General features: G+C 35.3%; 18 protein-coding genes and 1 riboswitch. Of the genes, 4 read left to right on the forward strand and 14 right to left on the reverse strand.

What is annotated here, in order from left to right; genetic code table 11:
- Positions 1–112: 112 nt before the first annotated feature.
- Together MKZ14_RS19350 and MKZ14_RS19355 are read left to right on the forward strand one after the other, a co-directional pair.
- Complete coding sequence (locus tag MKZ14_RS19350) at positions 113–1,108, forward strand: M23 family metallopeptidase (protein ID WP_036076918.1); 996 nt, start codon at positions 113–115, stop codon at positions 1,106–1,108.
- Between the two features lie 263 nt (positions 1,109–1,371).
- Positions 1,372–3,066, forward strand: a complete 1,695-nt coding sequence (locus MKZ14_RS19355) for a methyl-accepting chemotaxis protein (protein ID WP_339280352.1) — start codon at positions 1,372–1,374, stop codon at positions 3,064–3,066.
- 56 nt (positions 3,067–3,122) lie between these two features.
- On the opposite strand, the gene MKZ14_RS19360 is transcribed toward MKZ14_RS19355, so the two are convergent.
- The 6 genes from MKZ14_RS19360 to MKZ14_RS19385 form a co-directional block, all read right to left on the reverse strand.
- Complete coding sequence (locus MKZ14_RS19360) at positions 3,123–3,800, reverse strand: hypothetical protein (protein WP_339280353.1); 678 nt, start codon at positions 3,798–3,800, stop codon at positions 3,123–3,125.
- A gap of 139 nt (positions 3,801–3,939) precedes the next feature.
- Positions 3,940–5,430, reverse strand: coding sequence for a sodium:solute symporter family protein (locus tag MKZ14_RS19365; protein ID WP_339280354.1), 1,491 nt, complete (start codon positions 5,428–5,430; stop codon positions 3,940–3,942).
- A gap of 21 nt (positions 5,431–5,451) precedes the next feature.
- Positions 5,452–6,204: an SDR family oxidoreductase gene (locus MKZ14_RS19370; RefSeq protein ID WP_036076910.1), complete on the reverse strand. Its 753-nt coding sequence runs from the start codon at positions 6,202–6,204 to the stop codon at positions 5,452–5,454.
- Complete coding sequence (locus MKZ14_RS19375; RefSeq protein WP_258860047.1) at positions 6,194–7,945, reverse strand: HAMP domain-containing methyl-accepting chemotaxis protein; 1,752 nt, start codon at positions 7,943–7,945, stop codon at positions 6,194–6,196. Before MKZ14_RS19375 ends, MKZ14_RS19370 begins: the two co-directional genes overlap by 11 nt.
- Positions 7,946–8,052: 107 nt before the next feature.
- Positions 8,053–8,138: riboswitch (cyclic di-GMP riboswitch) on the reverse strand.
- Positions 8,139–8,357: 219 nt separating this feature from the next.
- On the reverse strand, positions 8,358–8,552 hold the full coding sequence (locus tag MKZ14_RS19380) for a hypothetical protein (RefSeq protein WP_004225659.1): 195 nt from the start codon (positions 8,550–8,552) through the stop codon (positions 8,358–8,360).
- Positions 8,553–8,693: 141 nt separating this feature from the next.
- Positions 8,694–9,188 carry a DUF1456 family protein gene (locus MKZ14_RS19385; protein ID WP_036076905.1) on the reverse strand — a complete coding sequence of 165 codons (495 nt, stop codon included), beginning with the start codon at positions 9,186–9,188 and terminating at the stop codon, positions 8,694–8,696.
- 185 nt (positions 9,189–9,373) lie between these two features.
- On the opposite strand from MKZ14_RS19385, the gene MKZ14_RS19390 reads away from it, so the two are divergent.
- Positions 9,374–9,577 (forward strand): alpha/beta-type small acid-soluble spore protein, encoded by a 204-nt coding sequence (locus tag MKZ14_RS19390; protein ID WP_004225662.1) that lies wholly within the window; start codon positions 9,374–9,376, stop codon positions 9,575–9,577.
- A 71-nt stretch (positions 9,578–9,648) separates the two neighbouring features.
- On the opposite strand, the gene MKZ14_RS19395 is transcribed toward MKZ14_RS19390, so the two are convergent.
- The gene (locus tag MKZ14_RS19395) at positions 9,649–10,845 is read right to left on the reverse strand and encodes an MFS transporter (protein WP_339280355.1); all 1,197 of its coding nucleotides are present in this window, start codon (positions 10,843–10,845) and stop codon (positions 9,649–9,651) included.
- Positions 10,846–11,459: 614 nt separating this feature from the next.
- Here MKZ14_RS19395 and MKZ14_RS19400 point away from each other — a divergent pair.
- Complete coding sequence (locus MKZ14_RS19400; protein ID WP_339280356.1) at positions 11,460–11,963, forward strand: hypothetical protein; 504 nt, start codon at positions 11,460–11,462, stop codon at positions 11,961–11,963.
- A 119-nt stretch (positions 11,964–12,082) separates the two neighbouring features.
- Here the strand turns inward: MKZ14_RS19400 and MKZ14_RS19405 are convergent, their stop codons facing one another.
- The 7 genes from MKZ14_RS19405 to MKZ14_RS19435 form a co-directional block, all read right to left on the reverse strand.
- Positions 12,083–12,811: a methyl-accepting chemotaxis protein gene (locus MKZ14_RS19405; protein WP_339281021.1), complete on the reverse strand. Its 729-nt coding sequence runs from the start codon at positions 12,809–12,811 to the stop codon at positions 12,083–12,085.
- A gap of 314 nt (positions 12,812–13,125) precedes the next feature.
- Positions 13,126–13,878, reverse strand: coding sequence for a carbon-nitrogen family hydrolase (locus MKZ14_RS19410; protein WP_339280357.1), 753 nt, complete (start codon positions 13,876–13,878; stop codon positions 13,126–13,128).
- A 326-nt stretch (positions 13,879–14,204) separates the two neighbouring features.
- Complete coding sequence (locus tag MKZ14_RS19415) at positions 14,205–14,789, reverse strand: TetR/AcrR family transcriptional regulator (protein ID WP_339280358.1); 585 nt, start codon at positions 14,787–14,789, stop codon at positions 14,205–14,207.
- Between the two features lie 30 nt (positions 14,790–14,819).
- Complete coding sequence (locus MKZ14_RS19420; protein ID WP_036076887.1) at positions 14,820–15,134, reverse strand: multidrug efflux SMR transporter; 315 nt, start codon at positions 15,132–15,134, stop codon at positions 14,820–14,822.
- Between the two features lie 3 nt (positions 15,135–15,137).
- Positions 15,138–15,479, reverse strand: coding sequence for a multidrug efflux SMR transporter (locus MKZ14_RS19425; protein ID WP_036076886.1), 342 nt, complete (start codon positions 15,477–15,479; stop codon positions 15,138–15,140).
- 463 nt (positions 15,480–15,942) lie between these two features.
- Positions 15,943–16,950 carry a DUF4179 domain-containing protein gene (locus MKZ14_RS19430; protein WP_339280359.1) on the reverse strand — a complete coding sequence of 336 codons (1,008 nt, stop codon included), beginning with the start codon at positions 16,948–16,950 and terminating at the stop codon, positions 15,943–15,945.
- Positions 16,928–17,470, reverse strand: coding sequence for a sigma-70 family RNA polymerase sigma factor (locus tag MKZ14_RS19435; protein WP_339280360.1), 543 nt, complete (start codon positions 17,468–17,470; stop codon positions 16,928–16,930). Before MKZ14_RS19435 ends, MKZ14_RS19430 begins: the two co-directional genes overlap by 23 nt.
- Positions 17,471–17,763 lie beyond the last annotated feature (293 nt).

The following is a 17,763-nucleotide window of genomic DNA, read 5'->3' on the forward strand; positions in this document are numbered from 1 at the left end:
CTATTTTTCGGGGCAAAAAAATGGCAGATATATCAACTGTTTTCATACATAGAACCTTACTGAATGAAGATAAAAATTTCGGTTATTCTAACGTTAGAAAGGAGGTCCATCATTGCATCGCCATTTTACATTTCTTTTCACATTTTTATTTTTAGGAATTATGCTGTACCCCTCTGTCTCTTTTGCAAAGGAAGAGCTAACAGAAGAAGAAATTTTACAGCAGCGTATGTCCTATTATGTACAATTTGACGAATTACTCATTCCTTGGCATTTTTTAGCTGCTATCGATCAATATGAAAGAAACCTACAGTCAGTTCGTAAAGATATCCCTAAACGAGAAGGTTATTTGGCTATCCAATTTTCTGATGAATACTGGTCAGGTGCATTAAATCCTATAAAAGAAGACACTTCTCCTGAGACAATCAGCTATTTCGGAGGAATGGGCCTTGATGGCAATCACGATGGGATCGCCAGTCCTAAGGATGATGAGGATGTCATTTTCTCGATGGCTAGTTATTTAGGGAAATTTGGAACCACTGATGAGGATTTTAAATTAGCTTTATGGGAATATTATGGAAGCGAAGAAGCAGTCAATCAAATATTCACCATCTCCACATTGTACAGACATTTTAAAACAATTGAGCTTGATGCACATACCTTCCCGTTAAATGTTCGCTCTGATTACAGTTACAGGGGCACTTGGGGCGCCAATCGTGGTTGGGGTGGACGCCGAATTCATGAAGGAACTGATATTTTTGCCAGCTATGGAACGCCAGTATTATCTACCTCTTATGGAATTGTTGAGGTAAAAGGATGGAATCAATTTGGTGGCTGGCGCATCGGTATTCGCGACAATCATAATTCCTATCACTATTATGCCCACCTTGGTAGCTATCATAAGGATATTGAAGTCGGTTCAATTGTAAAACCTGGTACTGTTCTTGGTTATGTTGGAAGCTCTGGGTATGGGAAAGAAGGTACATCTGGCAAATTCCCTCCACATCTTCATTATGGGATATATAAATTTAATGGCAGAAACGAATGGGCTTTTGACCCGTATCCTTCACTTCTACAGTGGGAGCGGCAAGCAAAAAATCAAAAACAATAAAGAAACTTTTACTTATGGCACTTGAAGCAAATTGCTTCAGGTGCGTTTTCTTTCCACATAGGAAATTCTACATAAATATATAAATCAGTTGTTAGACATCTATATATATTTAACTATTAATAAAAGGAAAACAATTATGTCATTGTACTAAAAAACTATTTTTAAATATTTCTATCGAAAGGCTTATTAATATGCATAAATAGTTATAAAATAGTATTTGTGATTGAAAAAATTTCTCAATGAGATAGTAAAGGGATGGGAAAATGAAAGGCATAATCAAGTTTAAAACACTTAAAACTCGAATTTTAAGTGCATTTATTCTTTTGTTAGTTTTAGTAGTTAGCTTTACAACCTACACTTACAATTCCAATACAAATATGGAAAAACAGGCAAAAGATTTAGTAAAAGAAGATTTAGTTGTTTTAAATGCAAGTAAAAATTTAGCACTCTCTATGAGTGTTCGCCTATCTGCAGCGTTAAATTATGTGTTGACAGGTGACGAGAAATACAAAGAATCATTTGATGAATATCGCAAAATGGCTGAGGAAAATAACGCTATTCTAGACAAATATGAAAAATCAGATGAACGCGAACAACTAGTAGCTATCGCCCGTGATTGGAGTACCCTTGTCAACACAGAGGTATTTGATATCTATCAAAAGGGCAATAAAGAATTAGCTTTAGAAAATTTAATGGATACTCATGGACTCGTTACGAAAGTACGATATGGTTACGAAAAACTGGCAGATGAACATGCTCAAGCCATTACAGATGTTGGTAATGATGTTGTATCAACAAGCTCTGAGAATCGAACAATTGGTATCGCCTTTAGTTTGATCCTAACTATAGCTGGTATTCTAATTGCCATTATCACAGCTAATACCATCTCTAAACCTGTTACAGTCGTAGCCAATCGAATGAAAGAATTAGCAGATGGAAATTTGCAGCTAGAGTCTCTACCTGTCAAAACACGAGATGAAATTGGAACGTTAATGGTGGCAGCAAATGATATGAACGAAAAACTAAAACAAACGATCCGCTCTATTTACACGGTTTCTGAAACAGTAGCAGCTAGTAGTGAAGAACTTGCTCAATCATCGAATGAAGTACAAGCAGGTACTGAGCAAATTACAATAACAATGCAAGAGCTAGCATCAGGTACAGAAACACAAGCATCCACAACAGGGGATTTGGCAGAAACAATGACAGCATTCAAGCGTAGCATTCAGGAAACGACACAAGAGGGCATTGAATTAAGTGAGCATTCTAGTCATGTTCAAAAATTAACGGTTTCAGGGAAAAGTTTAATGGTTCAATCTACCAAACAAATGGCTACAATAAATGAAATTGTATTAGACTCTGTGAAAAAGGTCGAGAATTTAAATGAACAGTCTGCTGAAATTTCCAAGCTTGTGTCAGTTATCGATGATATCTCAAACCAAACAAATTTACTTGCATTAAATGCAGCAATCGAAGCAGCACGAGCAGGTGAGCATGGCAAGGGCTTTGCTGTTGTGGCAGATGAAGTCCGAAAGCTTGCTGAGCAAGTACAGTTCTCTGTTACGGATATTGCAACAATTGTCCATCGTATTCAAGGTGAGACTGGCAATGTAACATCTGCCCTTCAGACTGGCTATGAGGAAGTAAAAAGAGGAACAACACAGCTCGATGAAACAAATGAAACATTTGAAAAAATTTCTGATGCTGTTGGGGATATGATTGATAATATTTCAACCATTTCAACGAATTTAAATCAGCTTGCTCGAAATTCAGAAACCATTAATGCTTCTATTGATGATATGGCCTCCATTTCACAGGAATCCGCTGCTGGCGTTGAGCAAACAACAGCAACTGTTGAGGAAACCGCTGCTACAATGGATGAAATCGCTAGAAGTGCAAATCAGCTTGCTGGAATGGCCGAGACGTTAAATACGCAGCTACAACAATTTAAAATTTAATCATCTAAACAACAAAGGCTATCTCAAATTTTTCTATTTTGAGATAGCCTTCTCTCTTATTGCCAATGACTTATCGGCACTCGTTCTAATTCATGACGTTTAATAATAACACTTATCTTTTGAAACCATTTCTCACAAAGCTCCATGGCTTCTTTATAGTCATCATCCTCTTTTGATATAGGATCTTCACTATTATCTATGAACATATATTCTTGAATAGGCTCTGATAAATGATCTACTACTAGCTTTAACGATAGCTGTGAGATTGTATCTTCTTCTACATCCTCTTCTTCTTCTACTTCATCTGCTTCAGCAAGTAAGGAACCACTCATTAGATGATTCTTTGTTTTAACCGTAAATACTTCATCTTCCATAATGGCAACCTCATATATTCTGTTAAATGGAACCTCTATTATTTTTAGTTCTTCGTCTAAAGCTTCTCTTCGTGCAAAAATAAGCGTGTTTGTCTGTTCATTTAACAATAAAGCATTTAAAGCATCACTGGAAACTGTACATTGTGTATGAGGGATAGCCATTATCTCCTCCTCACTAGCCTCCGTCATGGCAGTTAAAGTTTGTATGGCAATATAACGCTCTTTTAAATAACGGATACTACCTATACCAACTAAAGCTAGCCCAATTAAAAAAAATAGCTGCTTAATAATGACTAATTCAATGGCCTTTGCTAGATAAAGATAGATAATCCCTAATAAAATGAAGAAAATATTTTTCATTTTTAATTCCCGCCTTTATCAAGATACTCACTAGAAAAATTTAATTGATGTACTAGCAATAGTATTCTTGATTCTATCTTTTCATTCTAATAAAAAACACGAATCCATTGAACTTTTCAATGAACCCGTGCTTTTGCTTTTAACGACCAATTAACTCTTCTTTACTACTTACGTCGTCTAATGTTTTATCTTTTTCTATTTTGTGCATCTCAAGAACATGCTCAGATGGCGGAACGAGTAAGCTCACCACGACAATGGTGATACCAGTTATTACAACACCCGAAAATACAGGAGCCTGCCATAACTCATTTAATAGACCTATAAAGCCTTCTGATTGGATTGTCAGACTAGGTACGAATGTTAGAGATGTCACAATGTAATAAACTAAGCCAACAGAAATACTTGCCCAAACTGCAGGAGTACTCACACGTTTCCAAAATGGTCCTAGAACGATTGGCCAGAATATTGTCACGAAAATAATATCCCATGCTAAATAAGCTAAATCAATTACTTTTTGGAAGCTTAAAGCTAGTACTAAACCTAATAAAGCACTAGATAGAATAATAGAGCGCGAGAATCTTAGTAGCTTCTTGGGATCAGGGTTACGATTAATAAAATCTAAATAAATATTCTTTGTCACAATCCCCGAAGTCGCTACATAACATGCAGCTACTGTGGACATCCCCATGGCTGCCATGGCTGTTAGGAAAATAGCTGCTAGTAAGGGCGGAAAATAACCTTGTGCAAAGGTAAGCATCAATGTTTCTGGGTTTGTGCTCTCAGGATAAATAGACTTGAATGCTTCCCCCAGCATCCCTGGAATCCAGCTAATTGCAATGACAATAATACCAGCCATAATCATACTGCGCTGTGCCACTCGCGGACTTTTCGCAGCAGCTACCCTCTGCCCAAGGTCAACTGCAGGAATATCTCCAAGTGCTAGTACAAGATACAACGTCCAGAATTCAGCTCCTGCCTTCTCAAATAATGTACCAATATTCCACCACTCAGGATTAAATGTAACGTCTGGATAGTAAAACAAAATAAAAATGGTAATACCCAAAATACCTGCCACTGCAAGCGCACCTTGCACAATTTCAGTATAGGCAACTGCCCATAAACCACCAATTACTGAATAAATAGCTGTTAACGATACAAATAGAAGTGCCGCAGGTATAAAATCAATTTGCAACAATTGCTGAATAATATATGTTCCACCAACTGTTAACGCCGCTGCATTAAAAACACCAAAAGCAATTGCCATAACAACCCCTGTATAGGCTCCTAGCTTTTTACTGCCGTAGCGTAAACCGTAGTAATCTGCTAATGTCCAGCCCTTTAAACGTCGTAATGGCTTTGTCCAAATGAGTGCTCCAAGAATCATACAAGTCCCTAAACCACCCATTGTTGCCGATCCTTCAAAGCCACCACTTGTATAGCCAGAGCCTACCGCTGCAAAAAAGAAGGGTGCTGCTAATAAAGCAGCGACTAAACTACCCGTTACAACGGATAAAGGCATGCTCCAGCCAGCAACAATTAAATCTTCGGCTGTGTTGACACGCTTATAGCCTTTATAGCCAATGTAATAGATAAATAATAAGTATAAGCAAAAGATAATAATATTTAACATTATTTACTCCTTCGTTTTCCATTATCCGTTCATTACGACGCCACCATTTGGCGTTAAGATTTGGCCTGTATAGAAGTCAGCATGATTAGAGGCTAAAAATAATACACTTTTCGCAATCTCTTCTGGTTGCGCTAAACGTTTTAATGGATATTTTGCAGATTCTTCCTCCACATAGTTATCGCCAAACTCTTGTAAAATGTCCGTAAATGTTCCACTAGGAGCAACTGCATTGACAAGTATAGAAGGTGCTAATTCTCTTGCTAAAGCCTTTGTAAAAGCATTAATAGCACCCTTCGCAGCTGAATAATGCGTGAATTCTTCACAACCTAAGCTACCAATATCAGATGAAATATTGATGATTTTTCCTGTATTACGTTCCTTCATTCTTTTAGCTGCTTCACGGCAATTATAGAAGCAGCCATATAAATGAACTTTAATCATGCGATCCCACTGCTCATCCGTTAAATCTGTAATGCTGGAACCCTGTGCAAATCCAGCATTATTTACAAGAATATCAATTTCCCCGAGGTGCTCGTCCATAAATTGATGCATCGCTTGTACTTCTTGTGAGTTAGAAACATCAGCGTGGAATATTAAAGCTTTCACACCATACCTTTCTGCTTCAGCACGTACAGCTTCTGCCTCTTGCTCATCCCCAATATAATTAATTAAAATATTGGCTCCATGTTGCGCAAAGCCTAATGCAATTGCTTTACCGATTCCTTTACTAGAGCCTGTTATTAAAACATTTTTCCCTGTAAAATTAATGTCCATTATGATCATTCTCCAATTTGAATTTTGCCACAAGACCTTGCAGCTCTTCTGCTGTTTTGCCCAATGATGAAGAGGCATCCTTTACTTCCTGCATGGTAGATAATTGCTCTTGTGTAGATTTCGATACATTAGAAGAGAATTCTGCTGATTGCTCTGCAGATTGTTTAATATTATTAACAGATGCCGCCACTTCTTCTGAGGAGGCAGAAATTTGTTGTGAGGCTGCTGAAATTTCACGTATTTGGCTAGCCACCTCTTCTGAGGAAGTAAGAATTTCTTTAAAGATTTCACCAACCTCATTGGTAAATGCCATCCCTACCTTAACATCCTCTTTGCCTTTCTCCATAACCGTGATAGAAGCGTTTGAATCAGACTGAATAGAATTAATTAAATTGTAAATTTCTGTTGCGGATTGAGAGGATTGTTCAGCTAAGCGTCTCACCTCATCCGCAACAACGGCAAAGCCTTTACCATGTTCACCTGCTCGTGCCGCTTCGATGGCAGCATTTAATGCTAATAGATTTGTTTGATCCGCAATAGCAGTAATTAAGCTAACAATTTCACTTATTTTTTTTGTATTAACATGTAGTCCATTAATGGTTGTCCCTATTTGTTCAACAGAATCATTAATTAACTCCATTTGCGCAATAACTTGTTGTACAACTTCATTTCCTCTTTCCGAAGCCTGTGATGCTGAAATAGATGATTCCGCAGCTGTGTTTGCAGAATCAGCAATTTGCTGAATACCTGTTGCAGTTTCTTCCATAGCAGCAGCAGTTTCTTCTGTCATAGTCATCGAAGCCTCGGCATTTTGTGTAATTTGATTCATATCTAGAGCAATATTTGTGGAGCTGTTATAGGTTTCACCAGCATGTACCGTTAATTGATTGGCGGCTGAAGAAACGTGATTGGATGTATTGCGTATGTTTAAAATAATATGTTGCAAATTGGCCACCATTGTTCGGATGGATTCAGATAATTTTCCAATTTCATCCTTTGATGTCTCTAAATCAACATCGATTAATTCACCATTTGCCACTTGATTGGCTACATTCACTACTTTTTTCAGTGGCTTTAAAAGTCGATCTATAATTATGTAAACTAAAATTAATAAAATTAAAATACCAATAATGGCAATGACAATTTGCTTAATTACACTTGTTTTAATAATCGTATTGATATAATCAGCGGAGTAATCAATCCCTAATAGGGCGATTAGTTGGCCATTATCATCTTTAATAGGACTAAAAACCGTTCTCCAAGAACCAAAAGGATCCTCGAAAATATCAGTTACCTCTGTACTATTATTTTCAATAGCTAATTTTGCTGTTTCTACATGTTCATCCGCTAAATCATTAAAAATTTCACCAGCTTCATATACTTCATTTAAATTAGAGGTATAGCCAATTGGATTGACGCCACCCTCATCCTTTACATCCCAAATATAACTCCAGCTCATAATACCTTGCTGTTCTTGAATCATATCAAGTTGCTTTTGGATCTTTGTAAACTTTGCGTTTGTTTCCCCTTTTTCGGACAGCAGCTCTTTTACTTCATCACTGTCTAAGTTCATAGCTGTTAATAAACCAACACTTTTTAATTCTTGCTCCAAATCCACATTCATCCGATTATTCAATTCACTAATACTTTGCGTCGTAATAATAGCGATAAGCAGTAATACAACAATAGAGACTGTTAGTAAAAGCTTATTTTTTAGTGATGTGTTTTTTAACAACTTCATTTCCCCTTTTCCTCCTTTGAACTTTACTTGCAAAAAAAAATGCCTATTTCAAAAGAAATAGGCATAAAAGAACAAAAACTAGAATGAGAATGATACAACTAGCACTCTTTTGCAACCCAGCCGTCATAGCATTTATTGCCTTAGACCTGTAGCTTTGCGTCTTTACTTTTCAGTAAATTTGCCTATATTTCCCTACCAAAATTAACACAGTAGGTAAAAGTAGTCAATGTTCTCTTCTTAAAACATACATACTTTATACTATCTTAACCTTCATTAATAATTATTTATGTGCTTAAAAATACATTATTTTAAAGTTTTTATTCATCTATTGAACAAAATAAAACAGCTACAACCTCAATTAGCGTTGTAGCTGTTTATTTTCATTTCACTTACCCCTAAGTGTTTGAATAAATTATACGTTTTGTGTAACAAGTAATACGGATGGTATAAAGGATAATGCAAACATAGCGATATACCATACTGAAGTACGACGTAATGAAAAGCGTACTTTTTTTCGTTCCGCATAAAAAATATCTAACATAACCGCAACAATAAAAGGCATTGTAATACATGCAATAGCTACTAATAAGATGTCAAAATAAATCATACAAGCACCCCTTTGTCTGTGAACATTTTTCATCTTTTTTGTGAACATTTTATGATAAATTTATTGTACACAATTTCGTCACAAATTGTCAACGAGTTTCAAAGAAAAAATTGGCACTTGATGATTGATATCTATTGGGCATTAGGCTCTATATTTATATGTTAAGCCCCTTAAAAAATTTCGTACGAATGAATCGCCACACTCTTTATAATTACGATGACTTGGATTTCTTAAAATAGCACCTAATTCACCTTTTGTAACTTTAATGCCGCCTTCATATAAAATTTCAAGCATCTCCTCAGTTGTTAAAGCTAAAGCAATTTTTACTTTCTTTAGTAGCATATTATTTGGGCTTTCTTTACCTGACACAGGTAACGGTCCAACAGCCTGTCCTTCCTTGGGTTTCTGAGGCCCACGTTTAAAAGTAATTAATCCATTTAAAAATGCCTCTAACATTTTATTATTACATTTGATGTATTCTTCTGGCGCTTCTTCCTCATCATTAATCTTAATCAGCATATTTAATACTTCTTCCTTTGTATAATCCATGCCACCAAGTTTGAAAATTTCTACCATATCTACATTTTTTATATCGAACGCATAGCGTAAACGAATTAAGATATCATTATTCGTCATTTTATATTCCTCCTTTAATTAACCTTATATAGTAAAGAGCCAGGCTTAATTATAACAGAGTGTTTGCTGATTATTGCTAGCTTTCCACAAGTTGTTGTTGTTAGCAAATAGCGTGTGCATTTCCTACTTTTTAAATGTATGAAAAGATTAATCGCAACCATTCTAAGGTCAAGGAGGTGAGAACAATGGCTAACAATAACCGCAGTTCAAATAAACTTCTAGTACCTGGTGTACATGAGGCTGTCAATCAAATGAAATATGAAATTGCACAAGAGTTTGGCGTTCAGCTTGGGCCAGAAGCATCTTCTCGCGCAAATGGTTCCGTTGGAGGAGAGATTACAAAACGCCTTGTTGAAATCGCTGAAAAACGTTCAAAGGGTTTATTATAATTAAATACTAATAAAGAAAAGAACGAATCCCATTTGCAGAAGTGGAATTCGTTCTTTCGTGCTCTATAAAATTATGCTGTTTGCAATTCCTTACCTGAGCTCTTAAGCGTTAGCATTACGATAAAGGAAATACAATACAGTGCTGCTAAGTAAATCATAACAACAGTCATATCGTAGCTTTGTAAAATATAACCAACAAAGATTGGTGAAAACCCACCTATAGCTCGTCCAAAGTTAAAAATGGTGTTTGTTGCTGTACTGCGAATTTGTACTGGATAGAAGCTACTAATTAATGCTCCATATCCTGCAAACATCCCATTAGAGAAGAATCCTACAACCGCACCGCCTATTAATATCGCAACTGCGCCCGTTGCAAACGAGTAAAGGAATACAGCACATGCAGAGGCTACTAAAAAGATACCGAATGTCCGCTTAGCACCAAAACGATCCATAAATCTACCAAACGTCAGCATACCAATAATCATTCCTACAGCAGTACTAATTGTCCATAATGCTGAGCTTGAAACCGATAAACCTTGCGATTTCTGTAACATCGAAGGTAGCCAAATCATCAGACCATTATAGCCTGCAATTTGAACAGTAGCCATTAAAATCAGCGAGAGTGTTGTCATGGTGATACGTGGTGAAGCAAATAACTGTGCCAATTTCCCGTTCTCTTGCTTATTGTTTTGTTGTTTCTGCGCTGCTAACCATTCTGGTGATTCATCAATATTTTTACGTACAATAAAGGCGAAAATAACTGGTAGTAATCCTACAAAGAATAATGCACGCCACCCTAAAGTTGGTAAAATAATAGCACTTAACAATGCTGCTAAAATCACTCCATATTGTGCGCCCACACTGACATAGGAGGATGCTCTGCCTTGTTTATTCTTTGGCCAAGCCTCCACTACAAGGGCCATACCAATACCATATTCTCCGCCAGCACCTAAACCAGCAATAAATCTATAAACATAAACTTGTTCAATACTTGTTGCTACTCCTGTTAAAGCCGTTCCGATGGCAAACAAAATAATCGTATAGGTAAACACTTTTACTCGACCATATTTATCTGCTAACACACCGAAAACAATACCACCAAGTAGCATCCCAATATTCGTGATGGATGAAATCAATCCACCCGTTGCAAGATCAATATTAAATTCTGCAATAATCATTGTCATAGCAAAAGAAATAAACATAATGTCCATTCCCTCTAGCGTCAGCCCTGCCACTGAAGCGACCACGGTTTTTTTACGATAATCCATTCTTTCTAGCCTCCAATTTTCTAGTTGTCGATCTCTTTTAGTGAATGGATTATAGCTGTCTTGTCCATTCTCTTTTGAAGCCTCACGGGACTTCCTTTAAAAGAGGGGTATGGATCAATAATAAAAGCCCTTCCGTCACAGAGGACAAAAGGGCATGACAAAGCAAAGATATTAGCTTAAGCTTAAAAATATCACATAGCCCTTTTCAGCCTCTCTGGACCGTATTAAAGGATTTTTATATCGTTCATTTATACCGTTCTACATTCTATAAGATTACGAAAGAAAAAGCAATGGTTGAATAGTGGAAATTCAAGTCACTAATTCTATAAAGTTTTGAGCAATCTGATAAATTAGATTGGCAGGTACAGCCAAATTAAGGTTTTGGCCATTACCGAAGCCTGCCGTAATCAGACCAACCATTGCCCATGCAAATTAGTCCTTTTCATCCTATTAAGAGCAGTTTAAGCAGCTCAATGGTCTTCAAACAAAGCGCCCGATTGTAGAAGATTATAAACCACTTTGAGAACATTTCTTAACAAATTCTCTAATGCTTTCTAATTTTTACATTAAAATTCGTTTAGCTGCAGTGTATATTTATATTAAGGGGGAATAGCATGAAAAAAATTAAGTTAGGTATATTTTTTTGTATCCTTGTAATTTTAATAGGTTGTTCCGATAAAGAAGAAAAAACTTCTATTACTCAAGATCATACAACTCAAATTAACGAACTTAAAGAAGAAAATCAGAAATTAAAAGATGAATTGCAGAATTTGAAAAGTGATTATAGTGTATATCTCCAACAATTTGATAGTACATCCAGAACGATTATGAGATTGATCAACGAAGAACAATATGAACAAATAAAAACTGATTATCACGCTGATTTTAATGTGTTACATGGTGAGATAAACTTCAAGACCCCAGACAATACAAATAGCGCTGCATTCCCAATTGAGAAAGCAAAACTCCCAATGTTCATTGCTTATTTAAATGTTCAATCCAATAGTACAGAAATTGGTTATTATTTAGAAAACTTAGAAAAAGAAGAAAAGCTTTTGATAAGTTTTGTATACGATCACAAAGGAAATTTCCAATATATATATATTGGTGATGTTTAATAAATACAAGTTTAATTCAGTTTGTTTGGAATTAAACAGATACAATTATTTTAAAAAAATTTTCATTTATTATAAAACCCAGGCACAAAATTAAAGTGCCTGGGTCCTTTATGAAATCATCATCCAAACTCATTCATTATTTTATCAATCTTTAGTTGAGTGATTTCAACTAACTTTTGTAAGTTTTCCGTGATATCACTAACCTTTGTTACTTCATCGGTAATGTGTCCTACATAAGAGCTGACATCTTTGATAGCTTCATCAGAATTATTGGCTAATTTACGGACCTCATCTGCAACCACTGCGAATCCTTTCCCATGTTCCCCCGCACGGGCTGCTTCAATGGCTGCATTTAATGCTAATAGGTTTGTTTGAGAAGCTATATATCTTATAGATTTAGATACCTCACTTATTAACTTAGTGTCTTCTTTTAGAGAATTAAGAGCTTGAATGTTTTCATTAGATTTTGAAACAACCATATTCCCTAACTCTGTAGACATATCATTTAATTGAGCTATAACATCCCTTGTTTTATTTTCACGTTCTGTAATATTTGTGGCAATCTTCAAAACATGACTTACATTTCCATTGTCATTTCGAATTGGTATATAGGTAGCTTCAAGCCATAATAAATTTCCCCATTTATCAACTCTCTGCATTTTTTGTTGGAACTTTATTCCTTTGATGAGGTTATCCCATAATAAAACGTATTCTTTACTGTTTTTAAATTCCTCAGTACATAATTGTTTATGTCTCATATTCTTCATTTCTTTTACTTCATATCCCAAAGTGTTTGAGAAGTTTTTATTAACCCAAATTATTTCGCCTTGTAAATTAAACTCGATCATGGCTAAATTTAATTCAAGAGCAGATAAAACTGCTTTTTCATTCAAAACTTGTGTAGTAGTTATAAAATTATCTGTGCTCAATTGATTTAACCTCCATTACTTATGGACCAGCAGTCAGCTTTTAGCATTCTTTATGCTCGATCGGGATATTTTCCTTTGGTCGAAAATTGAATATGAAAGGAGAATAGTTTCATGATGTCGATATTAACAAAAAATACATTCGATTTAAGAAGTTACCGTAAAACATAAAGGCTTGTTATCGTCTTACAAAAATAACTAAACATTCGAAGGTGATAGTTTGATCACTAAATACATTATAATTTTCTATATTTCTCTGGTACCCTCGTCTCGAATATGGGAACTTCTCTTCTTATTTGCAGTACTTTTTCAAAATCTAAAGTTGCTCTTATTTCACCAACTTCTTGGTCTAATTTCTGAACGATGTCTCCCCAGGGATCTACAATTTGCGAACAACCTGCGAATACTACTCCTAATTTTATTCCGGTAACATTGGATGAAACAACATACATTTGGTTCTCAATTGCGCGAGCACGAATTAACGTATTCCAGTGAGTTTCCCTTGCAAGTGGCCATTCTGCTACAATATGTAGAACTTGAATACCTTGCAATGCTAAGTCACGGATAATTTCAGGGAATCGTAAATCATAACAAATAATAACCCCCATCTTTACACCTTCAAGTTCAAATACTTCAACTTGATTATGACCGCCTGTTAGAAATTTTGGTTCATTTAACATTGGAACAAGATGCATCTTATCGTATACATGAACAATTTCGCCCATTCGATTGACAACAACAGCGCGATTATAGATGTCTTTACCTTCTAATACAGCAATCGAGCCACCTATCAAATTTACATTAAACTTCTTAGCCAGTGATTGTAAAAATTCAATGGACTGATTACCATCCACTTTACAGATTTCTCTCAGTTCTTCCAAAGCATAGCCGGTTGACCACATTTCAGGAAGAACTATAACATCTAAATCATCACTGTAATTTGCTTCTAACCAGCTTTCTATGATTCTCCTGGTAAAAAATGAGGGCATTTTACAAAGGAGTAGAAGATGACTGATATAGTGTTTTAAGGATTAATAGAAAGTTTTGTATTAACTTCAGTAGTCTTTGGATTTGTAAGTTTGAGGGTGATGAGAGCAAAATAATCATGACAACAATCGTTGTCTATGGTTTGTCTTTATTATAACGGCGCTAACAATGGTGATAGAAGCCTTAAAGTTGAGCTTTAGGTAAAGATAGGGGAAGGTAAATCCTTCTCCCTAATCTAAGAAGCATTTTCTCTAGTATGCTATCAAAGTTTATACAATAAATAAGAATTTAATCTTATTATACCCTGTCACCCAGACTCAGAGGTCATCTATTTCAATATCCCTTTCCAGAACACCTTCCAAGTAGATGTTAGCCTTCTTTCATATTCTTCAAATGAATAATTCATGAGATAGAACAACATGCCATCTAGGAGACATATAAAAGCTGTTGCAATGTTCTCTTTATCGATAAACTGATGATCGTCTGATTCAACATTTAAAATTCTATAAAGTAATTTTCTAATTTCATTTTCAACCATACTGTTTTTTTGAGTGATAAGTTCTTTAAATCTTTCAGGTGGGAAAACGCCATACCGTTTAAGAAAAACCCCTCTGTCATTCATATAGTAGTATTCATTTAATTCTCCTAACAACTTATATAACTGATCTTTAGTGGAAAGTGGACCTATAGTAGATGCTTGATCATCAATAAATTTAACATAGTCATCAATCACAAATTCTACTATTTTTTCAAAGAGTTCATCTTTACTTGAAAAATAAGCATAAATGGAAGGTGTCTTAATGTTGACTTTAGTTGCGATATCTTTAAGAGAAGTTTCCTCATACCCTTTTGAGGAAAATAATCTTAATCCATGTTCTAGAATGTTTTGTTTCGTTTCTTCTCCCTTTTTCATTTCCTCACCTCAATTTAAAAGTAAAACAATTTAGGACACAAGCTTAAGACCTACGATACTAATTATAATACCACCAACTAACAGTAATTTTTTTATACTTTTAGGCTCATTAAAGATGAACATACCAAGTAACACACTTCCGGCTGCCCCAATACCTGTCCACAGACCATAGCCAATACTAATAGGAATTTCCTTTAATGATAGTGAAAGAAAGAAAAAGCTCAATCCCATGCACACGATCAACAATATTGTCGGTTTAAGTTTTGTAAATCCTTCAGTTAATTTAAGGCTAATAATGCCTCCAACTTCAAATAAGCCTGCCATTACTATAAAAAGCCATCCCATATTTTATTCACCACTTTCCGTTTCTGTTTCATTGGATACTATTTTTAAACCGATAATACAGCTGATTAATATGAATACTAAAACAACTTTCGTAAAGCTCACTGGATCACCTAACAAAGTCATACCTACTACAGCTGTTCCAAATGCCCCTAGTCCTGTAAACACCGCATAGGCCGTTGACACAGGAAGAGTCACTAATGTTTTCGAAAAACACCAAAAGCTTAAAACCAATAACAACAATGTAGGAATTAGAACACTTATATTCGTAAAGCCATCAGAATACTTTAATCCAAGAGCCCAGCCGACTTCAAAGATACCTCCAAGAATAAGATAAAACCAAGCCATAAAAAATCTCTCCTTCTTTTTTAATAACTGTAAATTAACTAACGTTCGTTAGATTTTTAAATAAAAAATAACAGTATTTCGATGATATTTATATAAACTACCTAACGTTAGTTAGATTTTATAATAAGTAACCTAAAAATACAACCCCTATATCTTAGGGATACTGGTTAAAAACTAAGTTCGCCTTAATGCGAATTTTTTTATATAGTGAAACTTTACTCAACTATTTTGCCCTTTAGATGAAGAAAGACGCATTCCTTAATTAAAGAAATGCGCTCAATTGTGGAAGATTATCTTTAATTGAAGTATAAGAACGATAACAGGTATGAACGTTGATTTAACAAAATTCGTGCCTTCTTTGTGCGTTTCCAAACTTTCATTTGAGAACGTTTTTTATATAATTTTGTATACAATATTAGTTCTTGTTACACTAAAGCGCTTGTTAGCGAATAAGGATAAATAGTTAATTTAATTCAATCGTAATAGGTTCGAAATCAATTCGTTTATTATCACTTTGACTATTACTTACATGAGCGAATGGATAAAATGTAATCGATGTTGCCTCAGGATCTAGTCCATGAATTGTTGCATTCCATGTGATATCTTCACTCGAATCCCCATCCTTCGTACCAGATCCACCGTTATATGGAACTTCATATTTATTGCCTAAATTATCAATCGCACTCAATTCAGCCTCAACATAATTCCATCTTTCATGAACAGCAGGATCGATATCTTGTAAGTAGTTAATCGTTAAATTAACATCTGTTTTGATTGCATCGATTAGCTCCACCGTTACACCCTCTTTGTTTACTTGCTCATTAATTACGATCTGTTTTCCTTCTAGCTTGCTTAAAGAAAATTCAAAATACCAGTCGCCTTTCATTACTTTTCCCCCCGAATAAATTGCATGAGGACTCCATTCTATATTCACTTTATCTTGTTTTTTATCACGCATAGACAACGTCATCATGCCTACATAGCCGACACCATTCACATACCCTCCATCATAGCTTCCATTCACTATATTCTTTGGCAGATTCTCAAAAGTCGGGGATGAGCCTAAATCTTCTTCAGCTCGTATAATATATGAAAGGGTTACTGTATTGCCGTCGTAAAATGCTTTTTCAATAATTATTTCAATTCCGTTGCTTTCCTGGACTATACCAATATCTGTACTCACCTCTTCATATGCTTGATAGTAGTCTTCCAGTTGGATAAAATAGTCGAATGCCTGACCAATAATCGGGATTTTCGTTACAAAGTTAGCAAATGCAGGTGATACATAAGCAGATGAAATGAGACCTATCGATAAAATTCCCACAACAGCCGTATATTTAACTATTCTTATAAAGGGGAATTTCCGTTGCTTCTTCTCCTGCTTAAAAGCGTCAGCCAAAATAGCATCTAATTCTTTAGAAGGAACAGAAATTTCATTCAATGCCTCCTTAAATCGGTCTTGTTCGTTCATCTATGTACGCTCCCTTCAATGTCTTTTTGATTTTCGCTAACGCTCTCTTGCCGTTCGATTTGACTGTACCAATCGGTTCGCCAAGTACCTCTGCTATTTGTTCGAAAGTTAAATCCTCATAATATTTTAAGAGTAGGACTGTTTTATATTTTTCATCTAATTTATAAATGGCATCCAATAAATCCAGCTTTTCATCAGATGTTGCGATCCCAGTCGAGAGAGTGTTAAATTTAAATTCATCAATTAAAATTACGTTCTTTTGTTTTTGGAGTACACTTATTGATGCATTGATACAAATTTTCATCAGCCATGTTGTGAAGTACTTTGGCTCTCGTAGCTGATGAACCGACTCAATTGCTAGCAACACCGTTTGCTGGAAAACATCCAAAGCATCCGCCTCATTTCGAACATAGCTATAAGCAGTCCTATAAAGCTTCTCTTTCTCTTGATTCAGCAAAAACAGCAGTGCTTCTCGATCCCCTCTGATTGATTGTTTTATTTTCTTTTCGTAAACCGCCATCCTTTTCACCACCCTATCTATTAGATAGCCTACCCTCAAAAAAAGATGCACTTTTCTAAAATAAAAAAGACGTATTCAATGAATAAGTCCTTATTAAACATTTTTTTAATTCAAATAAACTGTGGGGTTAGTTGAATTAAAAACGTCCCAAAAGCGTCGTTTGGTAATCTTTCATAAAAGTTGCTATTCAACAATCTGGCTCGTTTGTGGAACAAGTAAAAAAATCCTGCATAGCAACACAGGATTTTTAATCAAATCTTTTTATAAACGTCGCATGTTTTTTATAAATATCG

The organism is Lysinibacillus sp. FSL P2-0066, from assembly GCF_037969495.1.
Classification (GTDB): Bacteria; Bacillota; Bacilli; order Bacillales_A; family Planococcaceae; genus Lysinibacillus; species Lysinibacillus boronitolerans.